At 61.9% G+C, this 21,491-nt stretch carries 31 protein-coding genes and 1 tRNA gene; 28 read left to right on the top strand and 4 right to left on the bottom strand.

The annotated features are described in order from the left end of the window. Nucleotides 1–279: 279 nt before the first annotated feature. Complete coding sequence (locus tag SPHN_RS06100; RefSeq protein ID WP_248522403.1) at nucleotides 280–1,116, top strand: hypothetical protein; 837 nt, start codon at nucleotides 280–282, stop codon at nucleotides 1,114–1,116. 546 nt (nucleotides 1,117–1,662) lie between these two features. Here SPHN_RS06100 and nusG read toward each other — a convergent pair. The 3 genes from nusG to SPHN_RS06085 all read right to left on the bottom strand — a co-directional run bounded on the left by nusG (nucleotide 1,663) and on the right by SPHN_RS06085 (nucleotide 3,098). After that, complete coding sequence (nusG, locus tag SPHN_RS06095; protein WP_055872668.1) at nucleotides 1,663–2,199, bottom strand: transcription termination/antitermination protein NusG; 537 nt, start codon at nucleotides 2,197–2,199, stop codon at nucleotides 1,663–1,665. 13 nt (nucleotides 2,200–2,212) lie between these two features. Beyond that, the gene (secE, locus tag SPHN_RS06090) at nucleotides 2,213–2,410 is read right to left on the bottom strand and encodes a preprotein translocase subunit SecE (protein ID WP_056047594.1); all 198 of its coding nucleotides are present in this window, start codon (nucleotides 2,408–2,410) and stop codon (nucleotides 2,213–2,215) included. A 611-nt stretch (nucleotides 2,411–3,021) separates the two neighbouring features. After that, nucleotides 3,022–3,098 (bottom strand) — tRNA-Trp (locus SPHN_RS06085). 145 nt (nucleotides 3,099–3,243) lie between these two features. Here SPHN_RS06085 and SPHN_RS06080 point away from each other — a divergent pair. The 6 genes from SPHN_RS06080 (at nucleotide 3,244) to SPHN_RS06055 (ending at nucleotide 10,228) form a co-directional block, all read left to right on the top strand. Continuing rightward, the gene (locus SPHN_RS06080) at nucleotides 3,244–4,257 is read left to right on the top strand and encodes an alpha/beta fold hydrolase (RefSeq protein ID WP_248521950.1); all 1,014 of its coding nucleotides are present in this window, start codon (nucleotides 3,244–3,246) and stop codon (nucleotides 4,255–4,257) included. 413 nt (nucleotides 4,258–4,670) lie between these two features. Further along, complete coding sequence (gene rpsL, locus SPHN_RS06075) at nucleotides 4,671–5,042, top strand: 30S ribosomal protein S12 (protein ID WP_010164594.1); 372 nt, start codon at nucleotides 4,671–4,673, stop codon at nucleotides 5,040–5,042. Nucleotides 5,043–5,095: 53 nt separating this feature from the next. Continuing rightward, nucleotides 5,096–5,566 carry a 30S ribosomal protein S7 gene (gene rpsG, locus SPHN_RS06070; RefSeq protein ID WP_055872660.1) on the top strand — a complete coding sequence of 157 codons (471 nt, stop codon included), beginning with the start codon at nucleotides 5,096–5,098 and terminating at the stop codon, nucleotides 5,564–5,566. A 123-nt stretch (nucleotides 5,567–5,689) separates the two neighbouring features. After that, the gene (gene fusA, locus SPHN_RS06065) at nucleotides 5,690–7,786 is read left to right on the top strand and encodes an elongation factor G (protein WP_248521948.1); all 2,097 of its coding nucleotides are present in this window, start codon (nucleotides 5,690–5,692) and stop codon (nucleotides 7,784–7,786) included. Between the two features lie 213 nt (nucleotides 7,787–7,999). Next, nucleotides 8,000–9,193 (top strand): elongation factor Tu, encoded by a 1,194-nt coding sequence (gene tuf / locus SPHN_RS06060; protein ID WP_031393767.1) that lies wholly within the window; start codon nucleotides 8,000–8,002, stop codon nucleotides 9,191–9,193. A gap of 444 nt (nucleotides 9,194–9,637) precedes the next feature. Continuing rightward, the gene (locus SPHN_RS06055; RefSeq protein ID WP_248521946.1) at nucleotides 9,638–10,228 is read left to right on the top strand and encodes a DUF2971 domain-containing protein; all 591 of its coding nucleotides are present in this window, start codon (nucleotides 9,638–9,640) and stop codon (nucleotides 10,226–10,228) included. 147 nt (nucleotides 10,229–10,375) lie between these two features. On the opposite strand, the gene SPHN_RS06050 is transcribed toward SPHN_RS06055, so the two are convergent. Beyond that, nucleotides 10,376–10,693: an endonuclease domain-containing protein gene (locus SPHN_RS06050; protein WP_248522401.1), complete on the bottom strand. Its 318-nt coding sequence runs from the start codon at nucleotides 10,691–10,693 to the stop codon at nucleotides 10,376–10,378. A gap of 368 nt (nucleotides 10,694–11,061) precedes the next feature. Between SPHN_RS06050 and rpsJ the strand changes: the two genes are divergently transcribed. From rpsJ to rplO, 21 genes are all read left to right on the top strand, one after another. Next, nucleotides 11,062–11,370 (top strand): 30S ribosomal protein S10, encoded by a 309-nt coding sequence (gene rpsJ, locus SPHN_RS06045; RefSeq protein WP_007406109.1) that lies wholly within the window; start codon nucleotides 11,062–11,064, stop codon nucleotides 11,368–11,370. A gap of 288 nt (nucleotides 11,371–11,658) precedes the next feature. Further along, nucleotides 11,659–12,405 (top strand): 50S ribosomal protein L3, encoded by a 747-nt coding sequence (gene rplC / locus SPHN_RS06040; protein WP_056060507.1) that lies wholly within the window; start codon nucleotides 11,659–11,661, stop codon nucleotides 12,403–12,405. A gap of 2 nt (nucleotides 12,406–12,407) precedes the next feature. Continuing rightward, nucleotides 12,408–13,034, top strand: a complete 627-nt coding sequence (gene rplD, locus SPHN_RS06035) for a 50S ribosomal protein L4 (protein WP_248521944.1) — start codon at nucleotides 12,408–12,410, stop codon at nucleotides 13,032–13,034. Next, nucleotides 13,027–13,341, top strand: coding sequence for a 50S ribosomal protein L23 (locus SPHN_RS06030; protein ID WP_056047618.1), 315 nt, complete (start codon nucleotides 13,027–13,029; stop codon nucleotides 13,339–13,341). Before rplD ends, SPHN_RS06030 begins: the two co-directional genes overlap by 8 nt. Nucleotides 13,342–13,345: 4 nt before the next feature. Further along, nucleotides 13,346–14,185, top strand: a complete 840-nt coding sequence (rplB, locus tag SPHN_RS06025) for a 50S ribosomal protein L2 (RefSeq protein WP_055872649.1) — start codon at nucleotides 13,346–13,348, stop codon at nucleotides 14,183–14,185. Between the two features lies 1 nt (nucleotide 14,186). Further along, the gene (gene rpsS, locus SPHN_RS06020; protein WP_031393761.1) at nucleotides 14,187–14,462 is read left to right on the top strand and encodes a 30S ribosomal protein S19; all 276 of its coding nucleotides are present in this window, start codon (nucleotides 14,187–14,189) and stop codon (nucleotides 14,460–14,462) included. Beyond that, the gene (gene rplV, locus SPHN_RS06015; RefSeq protein ID WP_056047621.1) at nucleotides 14,462–14,839 is read left to right on the top strand and encodes a 50S ribosomal protein L22; all 378 of its coding nucleotides are present in this window, start codon (nucleotides 14,462–14,464) and stop codon (nucleotides 14,837–14,839) included. Before rpsS ends, rplV begins: the two co-directional genes overlap by 1 nt. Continuing rightward, nucleotides 14,839–15,546, top strand: a complete 708-nt coding sequence (gene rpsC / locus SPHN_RS06010; RefSeq protein ID WP_055872646.1) for a 30S ribosomal protein S3 — start codon at nucleotides 14,839–14,841, stop codon at nucleotides 15,544–15,546. The genes rplV and rpsC overlap by 1 nt, the downstream gene beginning before the upstream one ends. 15 nt (nucleotides 15,547–15,561) lie before the next feature. Further along, complete coding sequence (gene rplP / locus SPHN_RS06005) at nucleotides 15,562–15,996, top strand: 50S ribosomal protein L16 (protein WP_031393758.1); 435 nt, start codon at nucleotides 15,562–15,564, stop codon at nucleotides 15,994–15,996. Between the two features lie 4 nt (nucleotides 15,997–16,000). Further along, nucleotides 16,001–16,207, top strand: a complete 207-nt coding sequence (gene rpmC / locus SPHN_RS06000) for a 50S ribosomal protein L29 (RefSeq protein ID WP_055872644.1) — start codon at nucleotides 16,001–16,003, stop codon at nucleotides 16,205–16,207. A gap of 10 nt (nucleotides 16,208–16,217) precedes the next feature. Beyond that, nucleotides 16,218–16,490, top strand: coding sequence for a 30S ribosomal protein S17 (gene rpsQ / locus SPHN_RS05995; protein WP_248521942.1), 273 nt, complete (start codon nucleotides 16,218–16,220; stop codon nucleotides 16,488–16,490). Between the two features lie 301 nt (nucleotides 16,491–16,791). Then, nucleotides 16,792–17,160 carry a 50S ribosomal protein L14 gene (gene rplN / locus SPHN_RS05990; protein ID WP_031393755.1) on the top strand — a complete coding sequence of 123 codons (369 nt, stop codon included), beginning with the start codon at nucleotides 16,792–16,794 and terminating at the stop codon, nucleotides 17,158–17,160. Beyond that, nucleotides 17,160–17,477 (top strand): 50S ribosomal protein L24, encoded by a 318-nt coding sequence (rplX, locus tag SPHN_RS05985; RefSeq protein ID WP_056047623.1) that lies wholly within the window; start codon nucleotides 17,160–17,162, stop codon nucleotides 17,475–17,477. The genes rplN and rplX overlap by 1 nt, the downstream gene beginning before the upstream one ends. Further along, the gene (gene rplE, locus SPHN_RS05980; protein WP_248521940.1) at nucleotides 17,470–18,090 is read left to right on the top strand and encodes a 50S ribosomal protein L5; all 621 of its coding nucleotides are present in this window, start codon (nucleotides 17,470–17,472) and stop codon (nucleotides 18,088–18,090) included. The genes rplX and rplE overlap by 8 nt, the downstream gene beginning before the upstream one ends. Before the next feature lie 128 nt (nucleotides 18,091–18,218). Next, nucleotides 18,219–18,524: a 30S ribosomal protein S14 gene (gene rpsN / locus SPHN_RS05975; protein ID WP_056015537.1), complete on the top strand. Its 306-nt coding sequence runs from the start codon at nucleotides 18,219–18,221 to the stop codon at nucleotides 18,522–18,524. 10 nt (nucleotides 18,525–18,534) lie between these two features. Then, nucleotides 18,535–18,930, top strand: coding sequence for a 30S ribosomal protein S8 (rpsH, locus tag SPHN_RS05970; RefSeq protein WP_031393751.1), 396 nt, complete (start codon nucleotides 18,535–18,537; stop codon nucleotides 18,928–18,930). Next, a complete protein-coding gene (gene rplF / locus SPHN_RS05965; protein WP_056047628.1) occupies nucleotides 18,930–19,463 on the top strand; it encodes a 50S ribosomal protein L6 in 534 nt (177 codons plus the stop codon). The genes rpsH and rplF overlap by 1 nt, the downstream gene beginning before the upstream one ends. After that, nucleotides 19,463–19,819: a 50S ribosomal protein L18 gene (rplR, locus tag SPHN_RS05960; RefSeq protein WP_031393749.1), complete on the top strand. Its 357-nt coding sequence runs from the start codon at nucleotides 19,463–19,465 to the stop codon at nucleotides 19,817–19,819. The genes rplF and rplR overlap by 1 nt, the downstream gene beginning before the upstream one ends. 3 nt (nucleotides 19,820–19,822) lie before the next feature. Continuing rightward, on the top strand, nucleotides 19,823–20,614 hold the full coding sequence (gene rpsE / locus SPHN_RS05955) for a 30S ribosomal protein S5 (RefSeq protein WP_248521938.1): 792 nt from the start codon (nucleotides 19,823–19,825) through the stop codon (nucleotides 20,612–20,614). Between the two features lie 6 nt (nucleotides 20,615–20,620). Then, entirely contained in the window at nucleotides 20,621–20,797 is a 177-nt protein-coding gene (gene rpmD / locus SPHN_RS05950; protein ID WP_055872633.1) for a 50S ribosomal protein L30, read from the top strand. A 117-nt stretch (nucleotides 20,798–20,914) separates the two neighbouring features. Next, complete coding sequence (gene rplO / locus SPHN_RS05945; protein ID WP_248522399.1) at nucleotides 20,915–21,457, top strand: 50S ribosomal protein L15; 543 nt, start codon at nucleotides 20,915–20,917, stop codon at nucleotides 21,455–21,457. The last annotated feature ends 34 nt before the right edge of the window (nucleotides 21,458–21,491 follow it).

Raw genomic sequence — 21,491 nt, 5'->3', positions numbered from 1 at the left:
CAATGGCACGCTTCCCTCAAAGTCGGGCCTTAATGGTTGGTAAAGATAGAATGTGACGGACGCGGCAGGGTGTGCTGCAAACCATCGCCGGGCGTGCGCCTCTTTGGCCGGACGGACGATCTTGATTTACCCAGTTCCCGGGGGTGACCAGAGCCTGAAGGCTGTCGACGGCTATGGACGCCATCGTTCCTAATTTATAAACTCGCTGTATTGGTAAAGAACTGATTCCCCCCGAACAGGAGAGTCGCGATGCGTTGTCCAGCAGGCCTGTTGAAGATCATGGCCATATTTCTATCAGCTTCTGCGCTTCCGCCGATTGCACAGGCGCAATCTACCGGGCTTGAAGACATGGTTGGTGCCCGTGCCGGTCAGGGCGAGATGGAACTGCAACGGCGCGGCTATGTAAACATCCGCGGGGAGCAAGGTGACGATCGCGCCTATACCTATTGGTGGAACGCCGACCGGCGCCAGTGCGTCAGCATCGCCACGATGGAAGGCCGCTATAATTCCATTCAACCGACGACGTCGCCCGACTGCCGAAAACCCGCGAACCTTCGTCCTGACCCCAACTACGGTCGTCAGCCTGCGTCACGGCCGCGCCCGGACTATGAACCGGATCCCGCATATGGACGCGCACCAACGGGTCCCGGTAGCGGACAAGCCGGCTATCCGTCGGGAGGACCGGTCGTCGATGGAAGAAACGTGGAGCTAGGTCTCGTTTGTTTTGGAGACGGATCGAAGACCGGTTTCGCCAGCGGTACCACGTGGAATTGGAACCGTGATCGTGATCGATACGAGTCTGGCAACTACACCGAAACCAGAAAAGAGGTCTTCGACGCCTCGCTCACGGTGCAGACTTGGGCCGGTGGTGGACGTATACGACTGCCCAAATCGCTGATCCCGCCAATCAATTCTCGTGGGGATCAGGGATGGTGGGACTTGTACGACGTGTCTGTAAGCCCTGATACGATCCGGGCTAGCTATCGCCTGAACGGTTTGAATAAGCCAAAGATTGTGGTTGATCGGCGTAGCGGTCGTATCACGGTCCAAGGCATGAGCAATTATGGCTTTCGTGGCACGTGCGACGCCATCGGGCACGAACCTCGCCGCTTCTAGAATAAAGCGGCGACGGCGCGCTTCCGACGCAACGATCGGCGTTCGCTAGACCCTCGATATCGATGGTTTGGGGGGGTAGAGGTTGGTAACTTTCTGCGACGACACGCTGCCGCTGGTAATTCGGACCTGAATGACTGACCGCTATAGGGAAGCGCCGAAGCTCGAGCGAACGGCGATAAGTAGGCGCCTCTGTCGAAATCGCCTGCTTCGCTCACAGTTACATAAAGCCAAGGGCGGATGCGCGCGGTGATCGCGGGATAGCGCAGTTTTCGGCGCGCGGCTCTGCAGGCCGGGCGTTCCTAAATCCAAGAGCATGCCTTTGGGCGGATCGTCTGTTGCTTCACGCCATCCAGGCGAAAGTCAGCCCCCGGCGTGAAGCAGGCCAGAGTTCCGTGATTCCGGAACGCGAAGGGACTGTGCGGAACACCGGGCGTTCCCTAAACGCGACGCGGGAGTAAATCCCGCGTCGTGGTCGGGCCGATGGCCCGCCGGTCGGGCTGACGCCGTCTCGCGATTAGCCCTTGGCTAATCGCGTGCGGCTTGGCCTTACTTGCTTCTTTCGACCTGCTCGAACTCGAGCTCGACCGGGGTCGCGCGCCCGAAGATCGACACCGAAACCTTGACGCGGCTGCGGTCGAAGTCGAGTTCTTCCACAAGCCCGTTGAAGGTCGCGAACGGGCCGTCGAGGACCTTGACCTGATCGCCGATCTCGTAGTCGACCTTGACCTTCTGCTTGGGCGCAGCGGCGGCTTCTTCCTTGCTGTTCAGCATCCGCGTGGCTTCCGCCTCGCTGATCGCCTGGGGCTTGCCCATGCTGCCGAGGAAGCCGGTGACCTTCGGCGTGTTCTTCACCAGGTGATACACGTCGTCGTTCATGTTCAGCTTGGCGAGCACATAGCCCGGCATGAACTTGCGCTCGACCGCGATCTTCTTGCCGCGACGGGCTTCCGTCGTGGTTTCGGTCGGGACTTCGATCTGCTCGACGAGCTGTTCGAGACCCATCCGGGTCGCCTCGGCCATGATCGAGTCGCGGACCTTGCCCTCGAAGCCCGAATAGGCGTGAATGATGTACCAGCGCGCCATGACGGAACCTTGCTTACTGAGCGAGTTTGAGGAGGGCGGAGACGATCGCTTGCAGGATCGAGTCGACGCCCAGGAAGAACAGCGCGAGGATCGTCGTCATGATCACCACCATCACGCCGGTCATGACCGTCTCGCGACGCGTCGGCCACGTGACCTTCGCGGTCTCGTTGCGGACCTGCTGGATGAATTCGAGGGGGGACGTCTTCGCCACGATGTTCTTCGAACCCGCTGATTGAGAAACTTGGGATGCGAGGCATAGACCCTCTAGCCGCTCTCTGTGAAGAGCAGCGCTGTCAGGTCCGTCCTCGCTGTCGGAAGCGCGGCAGATAGCTGCCGTCACAGGTGAAAGCAAGTGCGCGGAGGCGGCGGGTCGGATGGAGGCCCGGGCGTGCACACCGGGCAGGGCTGTTTGGCGCGCTGCCACTGGAGAAGGCGTCTTTGGAGAAAACGGGGTCTTTGGAGAAGTGGTGGGTTTTGGAGAAGTGGCGGGGGAGAGCGCTTGGGTCGCTCTGTATCCCCCGCACGATCGCCCGGCCGGTGCCGGTTTCACCGGCGGCTCCGCTCCCACGGTTTCTATTTATCGTTCGGCTTGACGAAGGCATCCAATGCGTACGCCGATCGCAGACGAAAAAAAAGGCCGGTACGAGACCGGCCATGAAAGTTTTTAGGAGAGGATGCCTGAAAGGCCTGATCGTTGTGCGCCGCAGCACATCATAGAGCAATTGCGAAAATTGCATTATGAAATGCATTTTCTGCAATCGTGATGGGCGTGCGAAGGCACCGCGGGAAACGGTGCCGTTCGAAACCGGAATTTAAAGGGGGTGGCAGGAGTGCTCGGATTCGAACCGAGGGCCTTCGGTTTTGGAGACCGACGCTCTAACCAACTGAGCTACACTCCTACACGGACGCGCCCCTTACCCAGCCGTTTCGAGAAGGGCAAGCGTCTCGCGTGCATTTCGTCATGATGACGATGATGCGTTGCAAGGGGCCGCGTTTGCCCGTTAACCCTAAGCCTCATTGGTGGCTGTAGGAAAGTGTATTCGTATGAAGGCGCATTGGATGCTGTCGGCGCTGCCGGCCGCGCTCATGCTTGCGGGCGCGGGGCCGGTGCCACAGGCGCCCGACCTCGGTCCGCAACTCGAACGCTTCACGTATCCCTGGCCGGTCCAGACGATGGAAGTCGATATCGTCGGCAGCCCAGCGCAGATGGCGTTCATGGATATCGCGCCACAGCGGCCCAATGGCCGCACCGTCGTTCTGCTGCACGGCAAGAACTTCTGCGGCGCGACCTGGGCCAGCACGGCGCGGGCGCTGATCGATGTCGGCTACCGTGTGATCGTCCCCGACCAGATCGGCTTTTGCAAATCGTCCAAGCCACGTGCGGCGCAGTATAGTTTCGAGATGCTGGCGACGTTCACCAAGCGGCTGCTCGGATCGCGCGGCATCACGCGGGCGACGATCGTCGGGCATTCGATGGGCGGCATGCTCGCGATGCGCTACGCTATTCTCTACCCGGCGTCGGTCGAGAAGCTCGTCCTCGTCAATCCGCTCGGCCTGAAGGATCGCGGCGAGGAGGGCGTGCCCTATACCGACGTCGACAGGCTCTGGGCGAACGAGAAGAAGACCAGCTACGCGTCGATCAAGGCGTACCAGCTCGAGAATTATTATCACAGCGTGTGGAAGCCGTCCTACGATCGCTGGGTCTGGATGCAGGCGGGCATGTATCAGGGGGCAGGGCGCGATACCGTTGCGCTCGCGCAGGCGAAGACCAGCGAGATGATCAAGACGCAGCCGGTCGCGCACGAACTCTACCGGATTACGCCTTCGACGACACTGATCGTCGGGACGCTCGACAAGACCGCGTTCGGTCGTGCGCAGGCGCCGGCGAGTCTGCGGAAGTTTCTCGAGCCGATCCCGATGGTTGCGCAGCCTGCGGTGAAGCAGATGCCGAATGCGAACCTAGTGATGCTGGAGGGGCTGGGCCACTCGCCACAGGTCGAGGACCCTGCGCGATTCGAGAAGACCCTGCTCGCCGTGCTCCGCACGAGGCCGCGATAGTGGAGGTCGCCAATCCTCCCCCGCCAGGGGGAGGTGGCTGGCGCATAACAGACGGAGGGGGAGGAAAGGGCAACGGACGTTGCGTGTTCCTCCCCCTCCGTCACCTTCGGTCCCACCTCCCCCTGGCGGGGGAGGATTAGAAGGGGTGGTCGACGGACTTACGTGGGCGTTCGTATCCACCTGAAACCAATCCTTTGCCTGCCACCCAAGCCGATTCCGCCCCGTTGACCTCACCCCCGTCCTGACCTATAGGCGCGCCCTGTTCTTCGGGAGTCTTTCCCGCCGGGCATGCTTGAACATTGCTGGATGCATTCCAGGGCCTGAGGGGCGTTTCGCGCTCCCGATGGTCCTTTTTGTATTCTCAGGCGCCTCATGGCTCCAGCAAAGTAACCACTTGAAAGGTGAAGGCTTCAATGCCGACGATCAACCAGCTGGTCCGCAAGGGCCGCGATCCGCAGAAGGCCAAGTCTAAGGTCCCTGCGATGGAAGCAAATCCGCAGAAGCGTGGCGTTTGCACGCGCGTCTACACGACGACCCCGAAGAAGCCGAACTCGGCTCTGCGCAAGGTGGCCAAGGTTCGCCTGACCAACCAGCGCGAAGTCATCAGCTACATCCCGGGCGAGGGTCACAATCTTCAGGAGCATTCGGTTGTCCTGATCCGTGGCGGTCGTGTCCGCGATCTTCCTGGTGTTCGCTATCACGTCCTGCGCGGCGTGCTCGATACACAGGGTGTGAAGGACCGGCGTCAGTCGCGTTCCAAGTACGGCGCCAAGCGTCCGAAGTAAGCCGATCGCTCATATTTGCGATCACCAAGGCTGAAGTTTAGAAGGAATACAAAATGGCACGTCGTCGTCGTCCCGAAAAGCGGGTCATCCTGCCTGATCCCAAGTTCGGGGATGAGGTTCTGTCGAAGTTCATGAACAGCGTCATGCTGGACGGCAAGAAGTCCGTCGCAGAGCTGATCGTGTACGGTGCATTCGAAACCGTCGAGCAGCGCGCAAAGCGCGATCCAATCGGCGTTTTCCACGATGCGCTGAACAACGTAAAGCCGGGCATCGAAGTCCGTTCGCGCCGCGTCGGTGGTGCAACGTACCAGGTGCCGGTCGAGGTTCGTCCCGAGCGCGCACAGGCGCTGGCGATTCGCTGGCTGATCGGTGCGGCACGTTCGCGCAGCGAGAACACGATGGCCGCACGGCTGTCGGGTGAGCTGATGGACGCCGCCAACAACCGTGGCAACGCGGTCAAGAAGCGTGAAGATACGCACCGGATGGCGGAAGCCAACCGTGCATTCTCGCATTACCGCTGGTAACAGCGGTGTTTATCGGCGTTCGCTGGTAACCGCGATGCAGGCGGTCTTTCGCCTGTAACGCAAACACCTATATATTGGGGAGCCGGCACGTTCGGCTCCCCATATTCTTAAGGAAGCACGATCATGGCCCGCAGCCATCCGCTCGACCGTTACCGTAACATCGGCATCATGGCGCACATCGACGCCGGCAAGACGACGACGACCGAGCGCATCCTCTATTACACCGGCAAGTCCTACAAGATCGGCGAAGTGCACGAAGGCACCGCGACGATGGATTGGATGGAGCAGGAGCAGGAGCGCGGGATCACGATCACGTCGGCTGCGACCACCTGCAAGTGGCGCGCCGAAGAAGGTAAGGGCGAAGAGCACCTTATCAACATCATCGATACGCCCGGCCACGTCGACTTCACGATCGAAGTTGAGCGTTCACTTCGCGTGCTCGACGGCGCGGTTGCATGCTTCGACGGCGTTGCCGGCGTTGAGCCGCAGTCCGAGACCGTGTGGCGTCAGGCCGACAAGTACGGCGTGCCGCGCATGTGCTTCATCAACAAGCTCGATCGCACCGGCGCCGATTTCTACTTCTGCGTCAACTCGATCATCGAGCGCCTCGGCGCGCGTCCGGCCGTGCTGTATCTCCCGATCGGCATGGAAGGCGGCTTCAAGGGTCTCGTCGACCTCGTCGAGAACCGCGCGATCATCTGGCTCGAAGAGTCGCTCGGCGCGAAGTTCGAATATGCCGAGATCCCTGCGGATCTGGCCGACAAGGCCGCGAAGTATCGCAGCGAGCTGATCGAGATGGCCGTCGAGCAGGACGATGCCCTCATGGAGGCGTATCTCGAAGGCAACGAGCCGAGCGTCGCCGACCTCAAGGCGCTGATCCGCAAGGGTACGCTCAGCATGGCGTTCGTGCCGGTCGTTTGCGGCTCGGCGTTCAAGAACAAGGGCGTTCAGCCTTTGCTCGACGCCGTCGTCGACTATCTGCCTTCGCCGCTCGACGTTCCCGCGATCCAGGGTCTGAAGCTCGACGGCGTGACGCCGGACGAACGTCCTTCGTCGGACGACGTTCCGTTCTCGGCACTGGCGTTCAAGATCATGAACGATCCGTTCGTCGGTACGCTGACCTTCGCCCGCATCTACTCGGGCAAGCTGGAGACCGCATCGCAGGTCACCAACTCGGTCAAGGACAAGAAGGAAAAGGTCGGTCGCATGCTGCTTATGCATGCGAACAGCCGTGAGGACATCCAGGAGGCTTTCGCCGGCGACATCGTCGCTCTCGCGGGTCTCAAGGATACCACGACCGGTGACACGCTTTGCGCGATGAACGCACCGATCATCCTCGAGCGGATGGAATTCCCCGAGCCCGTGATCGAGCTGTCGGTGGAGCCGAAGACCAAGGCCGACCAGGAGAAGATGGGCGTCGCGCTCAATCGTCTCGCACGCGAAGATCCTTCGTTCCGCGTTTCGTCGGACCCCGAGTCGGGCCAGACCATCATCAAGGGCATGGGCGAGCTCCATCTCGAGATCCTGGTCGATCGCATGAAGCGCGAGTTCAAGGTCGAGGCGAACGTCGGCGCTCCTCAGGTCGCGTATCGCGAGTATCTGAAGAAGCCGGTCGACGTCGACTACACGCACAAGAAGCAGTCGGGCGGTACCGGCCAGTTCGGTCGCGTGAAGGTCAAGGTCACGCCGGGCGAGCGCGGTTCGGGCATCACGTTCAAGGACGAGATCAAGGGCGGCAACATTCCGAAGGAATATCTGCCGGCGATCGAGAAGGGCTTCCGCGAAACCGCAGCGTCGGGTTCGCTGGTCGGCTTCCCGATCATCGATTTCGAGATCGTGCTGTATGACGGCGCGTATCACGACGTCGACTCGTCGGCACTGGCGTTCGAAATCTGTGCCCGTGGCGCAATGCGCGAAGTGGCGCAGAAGTCGGGCATCACGCTGCTCGAGCCGGTCATGAAGGTCGAGGTCGTCACCCCGGAGGATTATCTGGGCGACGTCATCGGCGACATGAACAGCCGTCGTGGCCAGATCCAGGGCACCGACAGCCGTGGCAACGCGCAGACGGTCGAGGCGATGGTCCCGCTGGCCAACATGTTCGGCTATGTGAACTCGCTTCGCTCGTTCACGCAGGGTCGCGCTCAGTACTCGATGCAGTTCTCGCACTATGACGAAGTGCCGCAGAATGTTGCTGACGAAGTGAAGGCTAAGCTGGCGTAAGCCCTAGGCGCACCGAGCCAGGTTTTCCTGGCTCGGAGACGCCGAAAGGCCGGCCGGCTTCGGTCAGCGACCGAAGTTCGACGACGCGGAATTTACTTCCGCGTCGGCCTCTCCCTAAGCAGGGGCTGGCGCAACGCTTTAACAGCCGCTATTGGGCCGCGTTCGCGCGGTTCCCGGGGTGGCACCGGAATACGAATCAGAAGGTAGGAAACAATGGCCAAGGCAAAATTTGAGCGGAACAAGCCGCATCTCAACATCGGCACCATCGGTCACGTCGATCATGGCAAGACGTCGCTCACCGCTGCGATCACGAAGGTTCTCGCTGAGACGACCGGCGGTACCGCGGTCGACTTCGCAAACATCGACAAGGCTCCCGAGGAGCGCGAGCGCGGCATCACGATCTCGACCGCACACGTTGAGTACGAGACGGCCAACCGTCACTACGCGCACGTCGATTGCCCGGGCCACGCCGATTATGTGAAGAACATGATCACCGGCGCAGCCCAGATGGACGGCGCGATCCTCGTCGTTTCGGCGACCGATGGCCCGATGCCACAGACCCGTGAGCACATCCTGCTCGCACGCCAGGTCGGCGTGCCCGCAATGGTCGTGTTCATGAACAAGGTCGATCTCGTCGACGACGAGGAAATCCTTGAGCTGGTCGAGATGGAAATCCGCGAGCTTCTCAGCTCGTACGACTTCCCGGGCGACGACATCCCCGTCATCAAGGGTTCGGCTACCTGCGCACTGTCGGGTTCGAACCAGAAGCTCGGCGCCGATGCCGTCACCGAGCTGATGCAGGCCGTCGACGACTACATCCCGCAGCCCGAGCGTCCGCTCGACAAGCCGTTCATGATGCCGATCGAGGACGTGTTCTCGATCTCGGGTCGTGGTACGGTCGTCACCGGCCGCGTCGAGACCGGCATCGTCAAGGTTGGCGAGGAAGTCGAGATCGTCGGCATCCATCCGACCGTCCGCAAGACCACGGTCACGGGCGTCGAGATGTTCCGCAAGCTGCTCGACCAGGGCCAGGCTGGCGATAACGTCGGCGCACTGATCCGCGGCGTTGCACGCGACGAAGTCGAGCGTGGCCAGGTGCTCTGCAAGCCAGGCACGATCAAGCCGCACACCGACTTCAACTCGGAAGTGTACGTGCTGTCGAAGGAAGAGGGTGGCCGTCACACGCCGTTCTTCGCCAACTACCGCCCGCAGTTCTACTTCCGTACGACGGACGTGACCGGCACCGTCGAGCTGCCTGAGGGCACCGAGATGGTCATGCCAGGCGACAACGTGTCGCTCGGCATCAAGCTGATCGCACCGATCGCCATGGACGTGGGCCAGCGCTTCACGATCCGCGAAGGCGGCCGTACCGTCGGTGCAGGCGTCGTCAGCCAGATCGACAAGTAAGCATCCTCTCCTTCGGGAGGTGATCGAAAAGAGCCCGGCTTCTCGCGAGAGAGGCCGGGCTCTTTTCGTGTTTGGGGTGGGCGGGTGAAAAGCACCCGGACAAGCTAGTTCGGATTGGTCCGCTTGCGCCTATCGGCGGACGTTCAGGCTTCCATCAGCGCTTCCAGACATTGGACGTTCATTCACCCAGCCGATCAGTGTAGGATATGCCGACAACACAATGCTGGCGACCCGTGCATCATGATAAGCATTAGCCCCCCGCCCCTTTACAAATACCTTAGTTTAGCACTCGCACAGACGCCCCCTTGGCAGGACCGTTTGATGATGCTGCTACACGGGAACTGTTATCTCTCGAGCGCGGCTGACTTTAACGATCCCTTTGATTGTCTCCCGTATATCGACGTGCCTACTGCTCAGCCGGATCTATGGGCTTGGAAGCAGGGCATGGCACGGCGTATCGCAGACGCGATGGCTGGCGATTTCCCCGCTTGGTTCATTCAGGCGCAGGCGCAAACGGCGCTAGATGATCTCCCCATCCCCCTCCTTCGGGAAAAGCTGCAACAAGCGGCTGCGGCAAATGCGCGGGAGAAGGGTGTTTTCTGCTTAGCAGAGACGATAAACAATGTCCTGATGTGGAGTCATTATGCAGCAAACCACTATGGCATCGCGTTACAATTCGACTTCCAGCGGGGGAACGCCGAACAGCTTTTACCGATCTGGAAAGTTGATTATCAACCTGTTCGCCCAGTAATCGCTGACATGCATACCACGATACAGGAGCGCCCACTTGCCGACGCGTTAGCGACAAAAGCTGACTTTTGGCACTACGAGCAAGAGTGGCGGGTGATGAAGGCGGATAAGGCGGGGACAATCATTCCATTCGACCGAAGCATCATCACCGGGATCGCCTTGGGAGCGAAATGCACGGCCGAAAACGAGAAGTTAATTCGCAAAATGATCGGTGATAGTGTCGTTACGCTGCACCGAATGCGCGTTAGTGATCGCACATTTAACCTGACAATGGCGGCGCTTTGATGCGCGACGGGCCTTCCATAAGGTATCACGCTTCAAGCCAGCCCCTCCGCTTCCCTTCCCAACTGAGCCATTCAGCTTCCCGCTCAATCCTCCCCCGCTAGGGGGAGGTGGCGCCGGCGGCGTCGGAGGGGGAGGGGGAGGGGGCGATTAGCTCTCGATGGTGGTTCGGCGTTGGAGTGCGATGGATGTGATCTGGCGGACGACGTCGTCGAGGTTGGCTAGCATTTCGCGAGCTGGGTAGCGGAGGACTTGGATGTTCTTGTTGATCAGCCATGCGTGGCGGGTTGCGTCTCGTTCGGGGCGGTTGCCGTGATTGTGGGATTCACCGTCGACTTCGATCGCGAGTCGGGCTGGGGTGCAGTAGAGGTCTAGGACGTAGGGGCCTGCTGCGTGTTGTTTTCGGAAGCGTAGGCCTTCTTCGTTAGCTCGTAGCGCTAGCCAGAGGGCAATCTCGGGCGGGGTCATCTGTTTTCGCAGGCGCTTGGCGTTGCTGCGAGCGGGTAGGGATCCTTTGAGCCGCATCGCTTGCCTCCCCCTCCGTCGCCCTTGGCGACACCTCCCCCTGGCGGGGGAGGATCAAGTAGCGGCGCGATCTTAGCGGCGAAGCGTCGATAGCTACAATCCTCCCCCGCCAGGGGGAGGTGGCGCCGTAGGCGACGGAGGGGGAGGATAGGGCACCGTCCGATGATGTCCCATTCCTCGCTCGTAACCGGCGAAAACCCGCAACCCCCGGTTGCATTTCAACCGACTCTCCCGTAATGGCCCGCCTTCGGTTTAAACATCAACCAGCAAGAGCCCGGAAACGGGCCCGCTCTTTCGCATCGGTAGGGACTATGGACAGCAATATCCGCATTCGTCTGAAGGCGTTCGATCACCGTGTGCTCGATCAGGCCACTGGCGACATCGCCGACACCGCACGCCGCACCGGCGCGCTCATCCGCGGTCCGATTCCCCTTCCGACGCGCATCGAAAAGTTCACCGTGAACCGCGGCCCGCACATCGACAAGAAGTCGCGCGAGCAGTTCGAGGTGCGCACGTACAAGCGTATGCTGGATATCGTCCAGCCGACGCCGCAGACGGTCGATGCGCTCATGAAGCTCGACCTCGCGGCAGGGGTGGACGTAGAGATCAAGCTGGCCTAAGGGCTGGCGCGGCGCGGTCGACCAGCAATGGTCCCGCGCCGCTCTACATTGGGATACCGCCGTCGGTGCAAACCGACGGGGCAGCGTCCCCCGTCACGCTTCCGCATTCGCAGAAGCACCAGCCCGGGACGGGGGCACGTTTCGTATTTACCGGGTTGAACCGACTCCATTCAGGGCTTTTGCCGGGGATGGGGTCAGGTGGACGCATCATGGAGTTCGCTCCGGACATGGTCCGCAAGCCCCCGAGGAATAGTCCGACGGGGCCTCTGTCTAGGAAGGGACAAGATCATGCGTACTGGCGTGATCGCGAAGAAGATGGGGATGACCCGCCTGTTCCAGGAAGATGGTCGGCACGTGCCGGTCACCGTTCTGGCACTCGAAGGCAATCAGGTCGTTTCCGTTCGCGAAATGGATCGTGACGGCTACACTGCCGTCCAGCTTGGTGCAGGTGTCGCCAAGTCGAAGAATGTCGCAAAGCCGCAGCGCGGCCATTTCGGCAAGGCCGAAGTGGAGCCTAAGGCTGTCGTCCATGAGTTCCGTGTGAACGCAGACGGCCTGCTCGACGTTGGCGCCGAGATCTCGGCCGACCACTACGTCGCAGGCCAGATCGTCGATATCCAGGGCAAGACCCAGGGTAAGGGCTTCCAGGGCGGCATGAAGCGTTGGGGCTTCGGCGGTCTGCGGGCAACCCACGGCGTGTCGGTCTCGCACCGTTCGCTCGGTTCGACCGGTCAGCGCCAGGATCCGGGCAAGGTCTTCAAGAACAAGAAGATGGCCGGCCACATGGGCGACAAGTATCGCACCCAGCAGAACCTCGAGATCGTATCGACGGACGTCGAGCGTGGTCTCCTGTTCGTCAAGGGTTCGGTTCCTGGCTCAAAGGGCGGCTGGCTCTTCGTCAAGGACTCGGTGAAGGTCGCGCGCCACGCCGACGCACCGTTCCCCGCCGGTCTCAAGACCGCAAACAGCAACACCGCAGCAGACACGCCGGCCGAAACGACCGACGCACCTGCAGCCGACGGCCAGGAGGGCTGAGCGTGAAGATCAAGGTTTCATCTTTCGCCGGCACCGACGCATCGGACATCGAGCTCAACGATGAGGTCTTCGGCCTCGATCCGCGCGCCGACATCCTGCACCGTGTCGTCACCTGGCAGCTCGAGAAGCGTCGCGAGACGGCTCGTGGCACCCGTGAGCGCGCAGACGTCGCACGCACCGGCAAGAAGTTCGGTCGCCAGAAGGGCGGCGGTACGGCTCGTCACGGCGATCGTCGCGCACCTGTGTTCATCGGTGGTGGTAAGGCTCACGGCGCACGCGTCCGTGACTTCAACCCGTCGCTGAACAAGAAGGTTCGCTCGCTCGGCCTGCGGATGGCTCTCAGCAGCCACGCCAAGGCGGGTTCGCTGGTCATCATGGACAGCCTGGCTGTCGAGGGTGGCAAGACCAAGACGCTGCAGGGCGATCTCGCAAAGCTCGGCTTCGGCAAGCGTGCGCTCGTCATCGACGGCGACATGGTCGACACCAGCTTCGCATTCGCTGCGGGCAACCTGTACGAAGTGAACGTGATGCCGGCTGCCGGCGCGAACGTTTACGACATCCTGAAGCATGACACGCTGGTGCTGACGCGCGCCGCTGTCGAAAAGCTGGAGGCGCGCTTCCATGGCTAAGAAGCAGAAGGCGGGCATCGATAATCGTCATTACGACGTTATCCTGGCCCCGCACATCACCGAGAAGACGACGACCCTGTCGGAGTTCAACGCGGTTGTGTTCAAGGTATCGAACGATGCCACGAAGCCCGAGATCAAGGCGGCCGTAGAGGCGCTGTTCGACGTGAACGTCGTCGGCGTGAACACGCTCGTCCAGAAGGGCAAGACCAAGAAGTGGAAGGGCACGAACTACTCGCGCTCCGACATGAAAAAGGCAATCGTGACGTTGAAGGACGGTCAGTCCATCGACGTGACGACGGGGATCTGAGGCCATGGCACTCAAGCATTATAATCCGACATCGCCGGCACGCCGCGGTCTCATCCTGGTCGACAAGTCGTCGCTCTGGAAGGGCCGCCCCGTCAAGGCGCTGACCGAAGGTAAGCACAAGACCGGCGGTCGTAACAACAAGGGCCATGTGACCTCGCGCGGCATCGCCGGCGGTCACAAGCAGAAGTACCGCTACATCGACTTCAAGCGTCGCAAGTGGGACGTCGAAGGCACCGTCGAGCGGATCGAGTATGATCCGAACCGCACCGCGTTCATCGCCCTGGTCAAGTACCCGGACGAAGAGCTCGCCTACATCCTGGCGCCACAGCGTCTGGCCGTCGGCGACAAGGTTCTCGCGGCCAAGAAGACTGACGTGAAGCCAGGCAATGCCATGGAACTCGGTCAGATGCCGGTCGGCACCATCGTCCACAACGTGGAGATGAAGCCGATGAAGGGTGGCCAGATCGCCCGTTCGGCCGGCACGTACGTGCAGGTGGTCGGTCGCGACAAGGGCATGGTGATGGTCCGCCTGAACTCGGGCGAGCAGCGCTACATCCGCAGCGATTGCATGGCGACGGTTGGCGCGGTCTCGAACCCCGACAACCAGAACCAGAACCTGGGCAAGGCAGGCCGTTCGCGCTGGATGGGAATCCGTCCTCTGACGCGCGGCGTCGCCAAGAACCCGGTCGACCATCCGCACGGCGGTGGTGAAGGCCGTACCTCGGGTGGCCGTCATCCGGTTACGCCTTGGGGCAAGCCGACGAAGGGTGCGCGCACGCGTCATAACAAGTCGACCGACAAGATGATCATCCGGTCGCGTCATTCGACGAAGAGGAAGGGCTAAAATGGCTCGTTCAGTCTGGAAGGGCCCCTTCGTGGACCTTCATCTGCTCAAGAAGGCAGAAACCGCCCAGGACACCAACGCGCGTTCGCCGATCAAGACTTGGTCGCGTCGCTCGACGATCCTGCCGTCGTTCGTGGGTCTCACGTTCAACGTCTATAACGGCCGCAAGTTCGTGCCCGTCTCGGTCAACGAAGACATGGTCGGCATGAAGCTCGGTGAGTTCGCGCCCACGCGCTACTTCCCCGGCCACTCCGCCGACAAGAAGGGCAAGCGCTGATGTCTAAGCAAGTCAGCCCGCGCAAGGTCGCGGACAACGAGGCGCTTTCGGTCGGTACGCAGATCCGTGGTTCCGCGCAGAAGCTCGGTCTCGTGGCTGCGCTGATCCGTGGCAAGAAGGTCGGCGATGCGATGAACATCCTCGCCTTCTCGACCAAGGGCATGGCGATCGAAGCGCGCAAGGTGCTGGCCTCGGCCATCGCCAACGCCGAGAACAACCATAACCTCGACGTCGACGCACTCGTCGTCGCCGAGGCATCGGTTGGCAAGTCGATCACGATGAAGCGCTTCGCTACCCGCGGCCGCGGCAAGTCGACCCGCATCCTCAAGCCATTCAGCCGTCTGCGCATCGTCGTGCGCGAGCAGGAAGAAGCATAATGGGTCAGAAGAGCAACCCCATCGGTCTGCGTCTGCAGATCAACCGTACCTGGGATAGCCGCTGGTACGCCGAAGGCGCCGACTATGGTCGGCTCCTGCTCGAGGATCTCAAGATCCGCGCATTCATCATGAAGACGCTGCCGCAGGCCGCGATCTCCAAGGTGGTCATCGAGCGTCCGGCCAAGCTGGCCCGCATCTCCATCTTCGCTGCACGCCCCGGCGTGATCATCGGCAAGAAGGGTGCGGACATCGAGAAGCTGCGTTCGACGATCGGCAAGATGACGTCGTCGACCGTTTCGCTGAACATCGTCGAGATCCGCAAGCCGGAAGTCGATGCGCGTCTCGTCGCGCAGGGCATCGCCGATCAGCTCGAGCGTCGTATCGCTTTCCGTCGCGCCATGAAGCGTGCGGTTCAGTCGGCGATGCGTCTCGGTGCCGAAGGCATCCGCGTGAACTGCGGCGGCCGTCTTGGCGGCGCCGAGATCGCACGGTCGGAGAGCTATCGTGAGGGTCGGGTTCCGTTGCACACGCTGCGCGCGAACATCGATTATGCCGAGGCTACGGCGCACACGTCTTACGGCGTTTGCGGCGTGAAGGTCTGGGTCTTCAAGGGCGAGATTCTCGGCAACGATCCGACGTCGTACGACCGCATCATGATGGAGGCTCAGACCTCCGGCGTGCGGCCGCAGCGCGACGATCGTCGCTAAGGGGCAGGAACAGACATGCTGCAACCAAAAAAGACCAAGTTCCGGAAGGCCTTCAAGGGCAAGATTTCGGGCGATGCCAAGAGTGGCTTCTCGCTCAATTTCGGCTCTTACGGCCTGAAGGCCATGGAGCCCGACCGGATCACCGCACGCCAGATCGAGGCGGCACGCCGCGCGATCACGCGTCACATGAAGCGCCAGGGGCGTTTGTGGATCCGCATTTTCCCAGACCTTCCGGTCTCGGGAAAGCCAGCCGAAGTCCGCATGGGTAAGGGCAAGGGCGCGCCGGAATACTGGGCCGCTCGCGTCAAGCCGGGTCGGATCCTGTTCGAGCTCGACGGCGTCGACGGCAAGATCGCCGCCGAGGCGTTCGAGCGGGCGGCCATGAAGCTGCCGATCAAGGTAAAGGTCGTTGCCCGCCTGGGCGACACCTCGCATCTGGGAGGCGAGTAAGATCATGGCTCGTATCGACGACATGAAGACCAAGAGCGACGACCAGCTGTCGGAGTCGCTCGGCGAACTGAAGCGCGAGCAGTTCAACCTGCGTTTCCAGGCCGCCACGAACCAGCTCGAAAAGCCGAGCCGCGTTCGTGAGGTCCGCCGCGACATCGCTCGCATCAAGACCCTGCAGGCTCAGCGCACCAGCGCTGAAGCCGCGAAGTAAGGAACGTATCATGCCGAAGCGCGTGCTGACCGGTCTGGTCGTGTCCGACAAGGGCGACAAGACGGTGGTCGTGAACGTCGAGCGTAAGGTGAAGCACCCGCTCTACGGGAAGATCATCCGTCGCTCGAAGAAGTATCATGCTCATGACGAGAGCAACGAGTTCAAGCAGGGCGAGACCGTGCGGATCGAAGAGATCGCACCGATCTCCAAGCTGAAGACCTGGAAGGTGATCGAGCGGGTCAACACCCACGCGACGCCGGAGCGGGCTTCGGCCGAGGGCTGAACTGGTACGCTCCAAACCCCGTCATTGCAGCGAAAGCTGGGATCTCGCGGTGAGGGGCGATCGGCTCGAACCGGTTCCCGTCATCCTGACGAAAGTCAGGATCCAGAGCCAGAGGCGTAACGCTTCATAACTCTGGATCCCAGCTTTCGCTGGGATGACGGTTTACATTGGAACCTTGTGTTCCATCGACGGAACGGCTAAGCGGCCGCTCCTCCCCGTTGCGGTTCGTCCGCGGCGGGGTGATTTTTTAGGCGGGGTTCGGTCGGTATCGACCCCAGAGACAGAGAAGGGATACGGATCCATGATCCAGATGCAGTCCAATCTCGACGTCGCTGACAACAGCGGCGCGAAGCGGGTGCAGTGCATCAAGGTGCTTGGGGGTTCCAAGCGTCGTGTTGCAGGCGTTGGCGACATTATCGTCGTCAGCATCAAGGAAGCGCAGCCACGTGGCCGTGTGAAGAAGGGCGACGTTCACCGCGCGGTGATCGTGCGTACCGCCAAGGATATCCGCCGTGCAGACGGTACGGTCATCCGCTTCGACGGCAACGCCGCGGTGCTGGTCAACAAGAACGAGGAGCCGATCGGCACCCGTATCTTCGGCCCAGTCGTTCGCGAGCTGCGCGGCAAGAAGCACATGAAGATCATCAGCCTTGCGCCGGAGGTGCTGTAATGGCGTCGCAGCGTATCAAGAAGGGTGACAAGGTCATCGTCCTGTCCGGCAAGGACAAGGGCAAGACCGGTGAAGTCACCGTCTCCATGCCGAAGACCGACAAGGTCGTCGTATCGGGCGTCAACATCGCCGTGCGCCACACCAAGCCGACTCAGGGTGACCCGCAGGGTGGCCTGATCCGCAAGGAAGCACCGATGCACGTTTCGAAGGTCGCGCACGTGACCGCCGACGGCAAGCCGACCCGCGTCCGCTTCGAGGAGCAGGACGGCAAGAAGGTCCGCGTCGCTGTCAAGACCGGGGAGAAGATCAATGGTTGATCAGAACACTGGCGAGCAGAACGGCGCAGAGACCGTCTACGTCGCACGCATGCGGAAACTGTACGATGAGACGATCATCAAGGCGATGACCGAGAAGTTCGGGTACAAGAACGTTATGGAAATCCCGCGGCTCGACAAGATCGTGCTGAACATGGGCGTTGGCGAAGCCACGCAGGACAAGAAGAAGGTCGACCAGGCTGCTTCCGAAATGGAGCTGATCGCCGGCCAAAAGCCTGTCGTGACGAAGGCCAAGAAGTCGATCGCGCAGTTCAAGCTGCGTGAAGGCATGCCGATCGGCGTGAAGGTCACCCTTCGCCGCGAGCGCATGTACGAGTTCCTCGACCGTTTCATCACGATCGCTCTTCCCCGCGTCCGCGATTTCCGCGGTCTCAATCCGAAGAGCTTCGATGGCCGCGGCAACTATGCCTGCGGTATCAAGGAGCAGATCGTGTTCCCAGAAATCAGCTATGACCGGGTCGACAAGATCCGCGGCATGGATGTGATCGTGACGACGACCGCAAAGACCGACGACGAGGCTCGCGAGCTTCTCCGTCTGTTCGGTTTCCCGTTCCCGATCGAAGACGACGCTGCCGACGAGAAGAAGGCAGCTTAATCTAAGTCCCCCTCCCGCTTGCGGGAGGGGTCAGGGGAGGGGCCTCGCGCCGAACAGGCGTTGGTCCTTCCCTCCCCCAACCCCTCCCGCAAGCGGGAGGGGAGCTAGCAAAGAAAGAACTTAAGTCGATGGCGAAACTGAGTTCAGTCAACAAGAACGAGCGCCGCAAGCGCATGGTCAAGCAGTATGCCCCGAAGTACGCGGCACTGAAGGCGATCGCAGCGGACAAGACGCTCGACGACGGTGAGCGTCTGATCGCTCGCCTCAAGATGGCGGCACTGCCGCGCAACGCGAACCCGACCCGCATCCGTAACCGGTGCGAGCTGACCGGTCGCCCGCGCGCCTATTACCGCAAGTTCCGGCTCTGCCGTATTCAGCTGCGCGATCTGGCCAACAAGGGCCTCATCCCCGGCGTCACGAAGTCGAGCTGGTAAGGACTAAATCATGGCAGTGACCGATCCCCTGGGTGATTTGCTCACCCGTATCCGTAATGGCCAGCGCGCGAAGAAGGACTCCGTCCTCACGCCGGCGTCGAAGCTGCGCGTCCGCGTGCTCGACGTTCTGCAGCGCGAAGGCTATATCCGTGGCTATAGCGAAGAGCAGATGGGCCCCGCGGCCGGCCTTCGCATCGAGCTGAAGTATTTCGAGGGCCAGCCTGCGATCAAGCATGTCGCGCGCGTCTCGAAGCCCGGCCGTCGCGTCTATTCCGGCTCGCAGGAACTCCCGCGCGTCCGTAACGGCCTCGGCATCACCATCGTCTCGACGCCCCGCGGCGTGCTCTCGGATTCCGAAGCGCGTGAGCAGAACGTCGGCGGCGAAGTCCTCGCGGAGGTGTTCTGATGAGCCGCATTGGTAAGAAGCCGGTCACCGTACCGGCGGGCATCACGCCGACCATCGAGAACAAGCAGCTGACGATGAAGGGCCCCAAGGGGACCCTCAAGATGCCGCTTCGCGACGAGATCAGCTACACGATCGAAGACGGCGGCATTTCGGTGCAGCCGGCCAACGACACCAAGCGCGCTCGCGCGTTCTGGGGCATGCAGCGGACCATGGTGCAGAACCTGGTCACCGGCGTGTCGGAAGGCTTCACCAAGAAGCTGCTGATCACCGGCGTCGGCTATCGTGCCGCAGCGCAGGGTCGCAACCTCAAGCTGCAGCTCGGCTACAGCCATGACGTCAACATCGACGTGCCGGAGGGGATCGAAGTCAAGACTCCCGACAACACGACGATCGAGATCTCGGGTTCGGACAAGCAGATGGTCGGTCAGCTGGCCGCGGAAATTCGTCAGTGGCGCAAGCCCGAGCCTTACAAGGGCAAGGGTATCAAGTACGACGGCGAGTTCATCTTCCGCAAGGAAGGGAAGAAGAAGTAATGACCAAGGGACTTTCTCTTTTCGCCAAGCGGCGTCGCCGCAACCGTACCGCGCTCCGCGCACGTGCAGGCACCCGTCCGCGGTTGTCGGTGCATCGCTCGGGCAAGCACATCTATGCCCAGGTGATCGACGATGCCGCTGGCACGACGGTCGCATCGGCCTCGACGCTGGAGAAGGACGTGCGCGGCACGTCCGGCGCCAACATCGACGCGGCGACTTCGGTCGGCAAGCGCGTCGCCGAGGCTGCCAAGGCAGCGGGCGTGACCCAGGTCGTGTTCGATCGCGGCGGCTTCCTCTACCACGGTCGCGTGAAGGCTCTTGCCGATGCCGCGCGCGAAGCCGGATTGGAGTTCTAAGACATGGCTGACGAAAACAACACGCCAGCGGTTATCGCGCCCGAGACGACCGCACAGGACGTCACGGCTCAGAATGTTCCGCAGAGCACTGGCTACCAGGGCAACACCGGCGGTGGCCGTGGCCGTCCCGGTGGCGGCGGCGGTGGCGGTCGTGGTGGCCCCGGTGGCGGTCGCAGCGGTGGCCCGGGCGGCAACCGCGGTGGTCGTGACGGCGGTCGCGGTGGTCGCGACAATCGTGGCGGTCGTCCGGGTTCGGACGATGGCGGCGAAGAGCTGATCGAGAAGCTGGTGCACATCAACCGCGTCTCGAAGACGGTCAAGGGCGGTAAGCGCTTCGGCTTCGCAGCGCTCGTCGTCGTCGGCGACGGCAAGGGTCGTGCAGGCTTCGGTCATGGCAAGGCACGCGAAGTGCCGGAAGCCATCTCGAAGGCGACGGCTGCTGCCAAGAAGAAGATGGTTCGCGTTCCGTTGAAGGACGGTCGCACGCTACATCATGACGGCAACGGTCACTTCGGTGCCGGCAAGGTCACGCTGCGCTCGGCGCCTCAGGGTACGGGCATCATCGCCGGTGGCCCGATGCGCGCCGTCTTCGAATCGCTGGGCGTTGCGGACGTTGTGACCAAGTCGGTCGGCACGTCGAACCCCTACAACATGATCCGCGCCACGTTCGAGGCCCTTGGCGAGCAGACCTCGCCCAAGGCCGTCGCACAGCGTCGCGGCAAGAAGATCGCCGACCTGCTCGGCCATGGTGGTTCGAAGACCGCCGAGGCCGATGCAGCTGCGATCACGGAGTAAGCGATCATGGCAACCATCAAGATCACGCAGACCGGTTCGCCGATCCGCCGCGAGAAGGACCAGCGCGCAACGCTGATCGGTCTCGGGCTCAACAAGATGCACAAGACCCGCGAGCTGGAAGACAGCCCAGAGGTCCGCGGCATGATCCGCAAGGTGCAGCACATGGTGTCGGTCGAGGGCTGACCCTTCACGCTACCTAGTGACAAATACCGGGAAGGGGGCTAACGGCCCCCTTCCTCATTTCCGGTTTCCAACCGTGAATCCAACCAGCGCGTAACAAGCGAAAGCGAGTGCATGACCATGAAGCTCAACGAACTCCGCGATAACCAGGGTGCCCGTAAGTCCAAGATGCGCGTCGGACGCGGCATCGGCTCGGGCAAGGGCAAGACCGCAGGCCGCGGCCAGAAGGGCCAGAAGAGCCGCGAGGGCGTGTCCATCGCCGGCTTCGAAGGCGGCCAGATGCCACTGCACATGCGTCTGCCTAAGCGCGGCTTCAACAACATCTTCCGCAAGGACTTCGCAGAGGTCAACCTCGGCGCGATCCAGCTCGCGGTCGACGCCGGCAAGATCGAGGCGAACGCCACGCTCGACCACGACGCGCTCAAGGCCGCTGGCCTGGCACGCGGCGGCAAGGACGGCGTCCGCCTCCTCGCCAAGGGCGAGCTGACCACGGTCCTTTCGTTCACCGTCGACGGCGCGTCGAAGGGCGCGATCGAAGCGGTCGAGAAGATCGGCGGCAAGGTCGAGGTGATCCATTTCGTCCCCGCAGCCGAGAAGGCTGCCGCCAAGAAGGGCGTGAAGTACAAGGAGCGTGCGGCGCACAAGGCGTCGTTCAAGGCTTAAGCCGAACGAAAGGGGGCGGGTGCGAAAGCGCCGG

The organism is Sphingomonas faeni (assembly GCF_023195535.1).
In the GTDB taxonomy this organism is placed as follows: domain Bacteria; phylum Pseudomonadota; class Alphaproteobacteria; order Sphingomonadales; family Sphingomonadaceae; genus Sphingomonas; species Sphingomonas faeni_B.
The sequence above is the reverse complement of the archived record's forward strand: the minus strand, read 5'-3'. Positions and strand labels throughout refer to the sequence as shown.

Bases quoted from the DNA above. Each gene is read 5' to 3' on its own strand.
- SPHN_RS06100 (WP_248522403.1), top strand. From the start codon at position 280: ATGGCCATATTTCTATCAGCTTCTGCGCTTCCGCCGATTGCACAGGCG.
- nusG (WP_055872668.1), bottom strand. From the start codon at position 2,199: ATGGCGCGCTGGTACATCATTCACGCCTATTCGGGCTTCGAGGGCAAG.
- SPHN_RS06080 (WP_248521950.1), top strand. From the start codon at position 3,244: ATGAAGGCGCATTGGATGCTGTCGGCGCTGCCGGCCGCGCTCATGCTT.
- rpsL (WP_010164594.1), top strand. From the start codon at position 4,671: ATGCCGACGATCAACCAGCTGGTCCGCAAGGGCCGCGATCCGCAGAAG.
- rpsG (WP_055872660.1), top strand. From the start codon at position 5,096: ATGGCACGTCGTCGTCGTCCCGAAAAGCGGGTCATCCTGCCTGATCCC.
- fusA (WP_248521948.1), top strand. From the start codon at position 5,690: ATGGCCCGCAGCCATCCGCTCGACCGTTACCGTAACATCGGCATCATG.
- tuf (WP_031393767.1), top strand. From the start codon at position 8,000: ATGGCCAAGGCAAAATTTGAGCGGAACAAGCCGCATCTCAACATCGGC.
- SPHN_RS06055 (WP_248521946.1), top strand. From the start codon at position 9,638: ATGGCACGGCGTATCGCAGACGCGATGGCTGGCGATTTCCCCGCTTGG.
- SPHN_RS06050 (WP_248522401.1), bottom strand. From the start codon at position 10,693: ATGACCCCGCCCGAGATTGCCCTCTGGCTAGCGCTACGAGCTAACGAA.
- rpsJ (WP_007406109.1), top strand. From the start codon at position 11,062: ATGGACAGCAATATCCGCATTCGTCTGAAGGCGTTCGATCACCGTGTG.
- rplC (WP_056060507.1), top strand. From the start codon at position 11,659: ATGCGTACTGGCGTGATCGCGAAGAAGATGGGGATGACCCGCCTGTTC.
- SPHN_RS06030 (WP_056047618.1), top strand. From the start codon at position 13,027: ATGGCTAAGAAGCAGAAGGCGGGCATCGATAATCGTCATTACGACGTT.
- rplB (WP_055872649.1), top strand. From the start codon at position 13,346: ATGGCACTCAAGCATTATAATCCGACATCGCCGGCACGCCGCGGTCTC.
- rpsS (WP_031393761.1), top strand. From the start codon at position 14,187: ATGGCTCGTTCAGTCTGGAAGGGCCCCTTCGTGGACCTTCATCTGCTC.
- rplV (WP_056047621.1), top strand. From the start codon at position 14,462: ATGTCTAAGCAAGTCAGCCCGCGCAAGGTCGCGGACAACGAGGCGCTT.
- rpsC (WP_055872646.1), top strand. From the start codon at position 14,839: ATGGGTCAGAAGAGCAACCCCATCGGTCTGCGTCTGCAGATCAACCGT.
- rplP (WP_031393758.1), top strand. From the start codon at position 15,562: ATGCTGCAACCAAAAAAGACCAAGTTCCGGAAGGCCTTCAAGGGCAAG.
- rpmC (WP_055872644.1), top strand. From the start codon at position 16,001: ATGGCTCGTATCGACGACATGAAGACCAAGAGCGACGACCAGCTGTCG.
- rpsQ (WP_248521942.1), top strand. From the start codon at position 16,218: ATGCCGAAGCGCGTGCTGACCGGTCTGGTCGTGTCCGACAAGGGCGAC.
- rplN (WP_031393755.1), top strand. From the start codon at position 16,792: ATGATCCAGATGCAGTCCAATCTCGACGTCGCTGACAACAGCGGCGCG.
- rplX (WP_056047623.1), top strand. From the start codon at position 17,160: ATGGCGTCGCAGCGTATCAAGAAGGGTGACAAGGTCATCGTCCTGTCC.
- rplE (WP_248521940.1), top strand. From the start codon at position 17,470: ATGGTTGATCAGAACACTGGCGAGCAGAACGGCGCAGAGACCGTCTAC.
- rpsN (WP_056015537.1), top strand. From the start codon at position 18,219: ATGGCGAAACTGAGTTCAGTCAACAAGAACGAGCGCCGCAAGCGCATG.
- rpsH (WP_031393751.1), top strand. From the start codon at position 18,535: ATGGCAGTGACCGATCCCCTGGGTGATTTGCTCACCCGTATCCGTAAT.
- rplF (WP_056047628.1), top strand. From the start codon at position 18,930: ATGAGCCGCATTGGTAAGAAGCCGGTCACCGTACCGGCGGGCATCACG.
- rplR (WP_031393749.1), top strand. From the start codon at position 19,463: ATGACCAAGGGACTTTCTCTTTTCGCCAAGCGGCGTCGCCGCAACCGT.
- rpsE (WP_248521938.1), top strand. From the start codon at position 19,823: ATGGCTGACGAAAACAACACGCCAGCGGTTATCGCGCCCGAGACGACC.
- rpmD (WP_055872633.1), top strand. From the start codon at position 20,621: ATGGCAACCATCAAGATCACGCAGACCGGTTCGCCGATCCGCCGCGAG.
- rplO (WP_248522399.1), top strand. From the start codon at position 20,915: ATGAAGCTCAACGAACTCCGCGATAACCAGGGTGCCCGTAAGTCCAAG.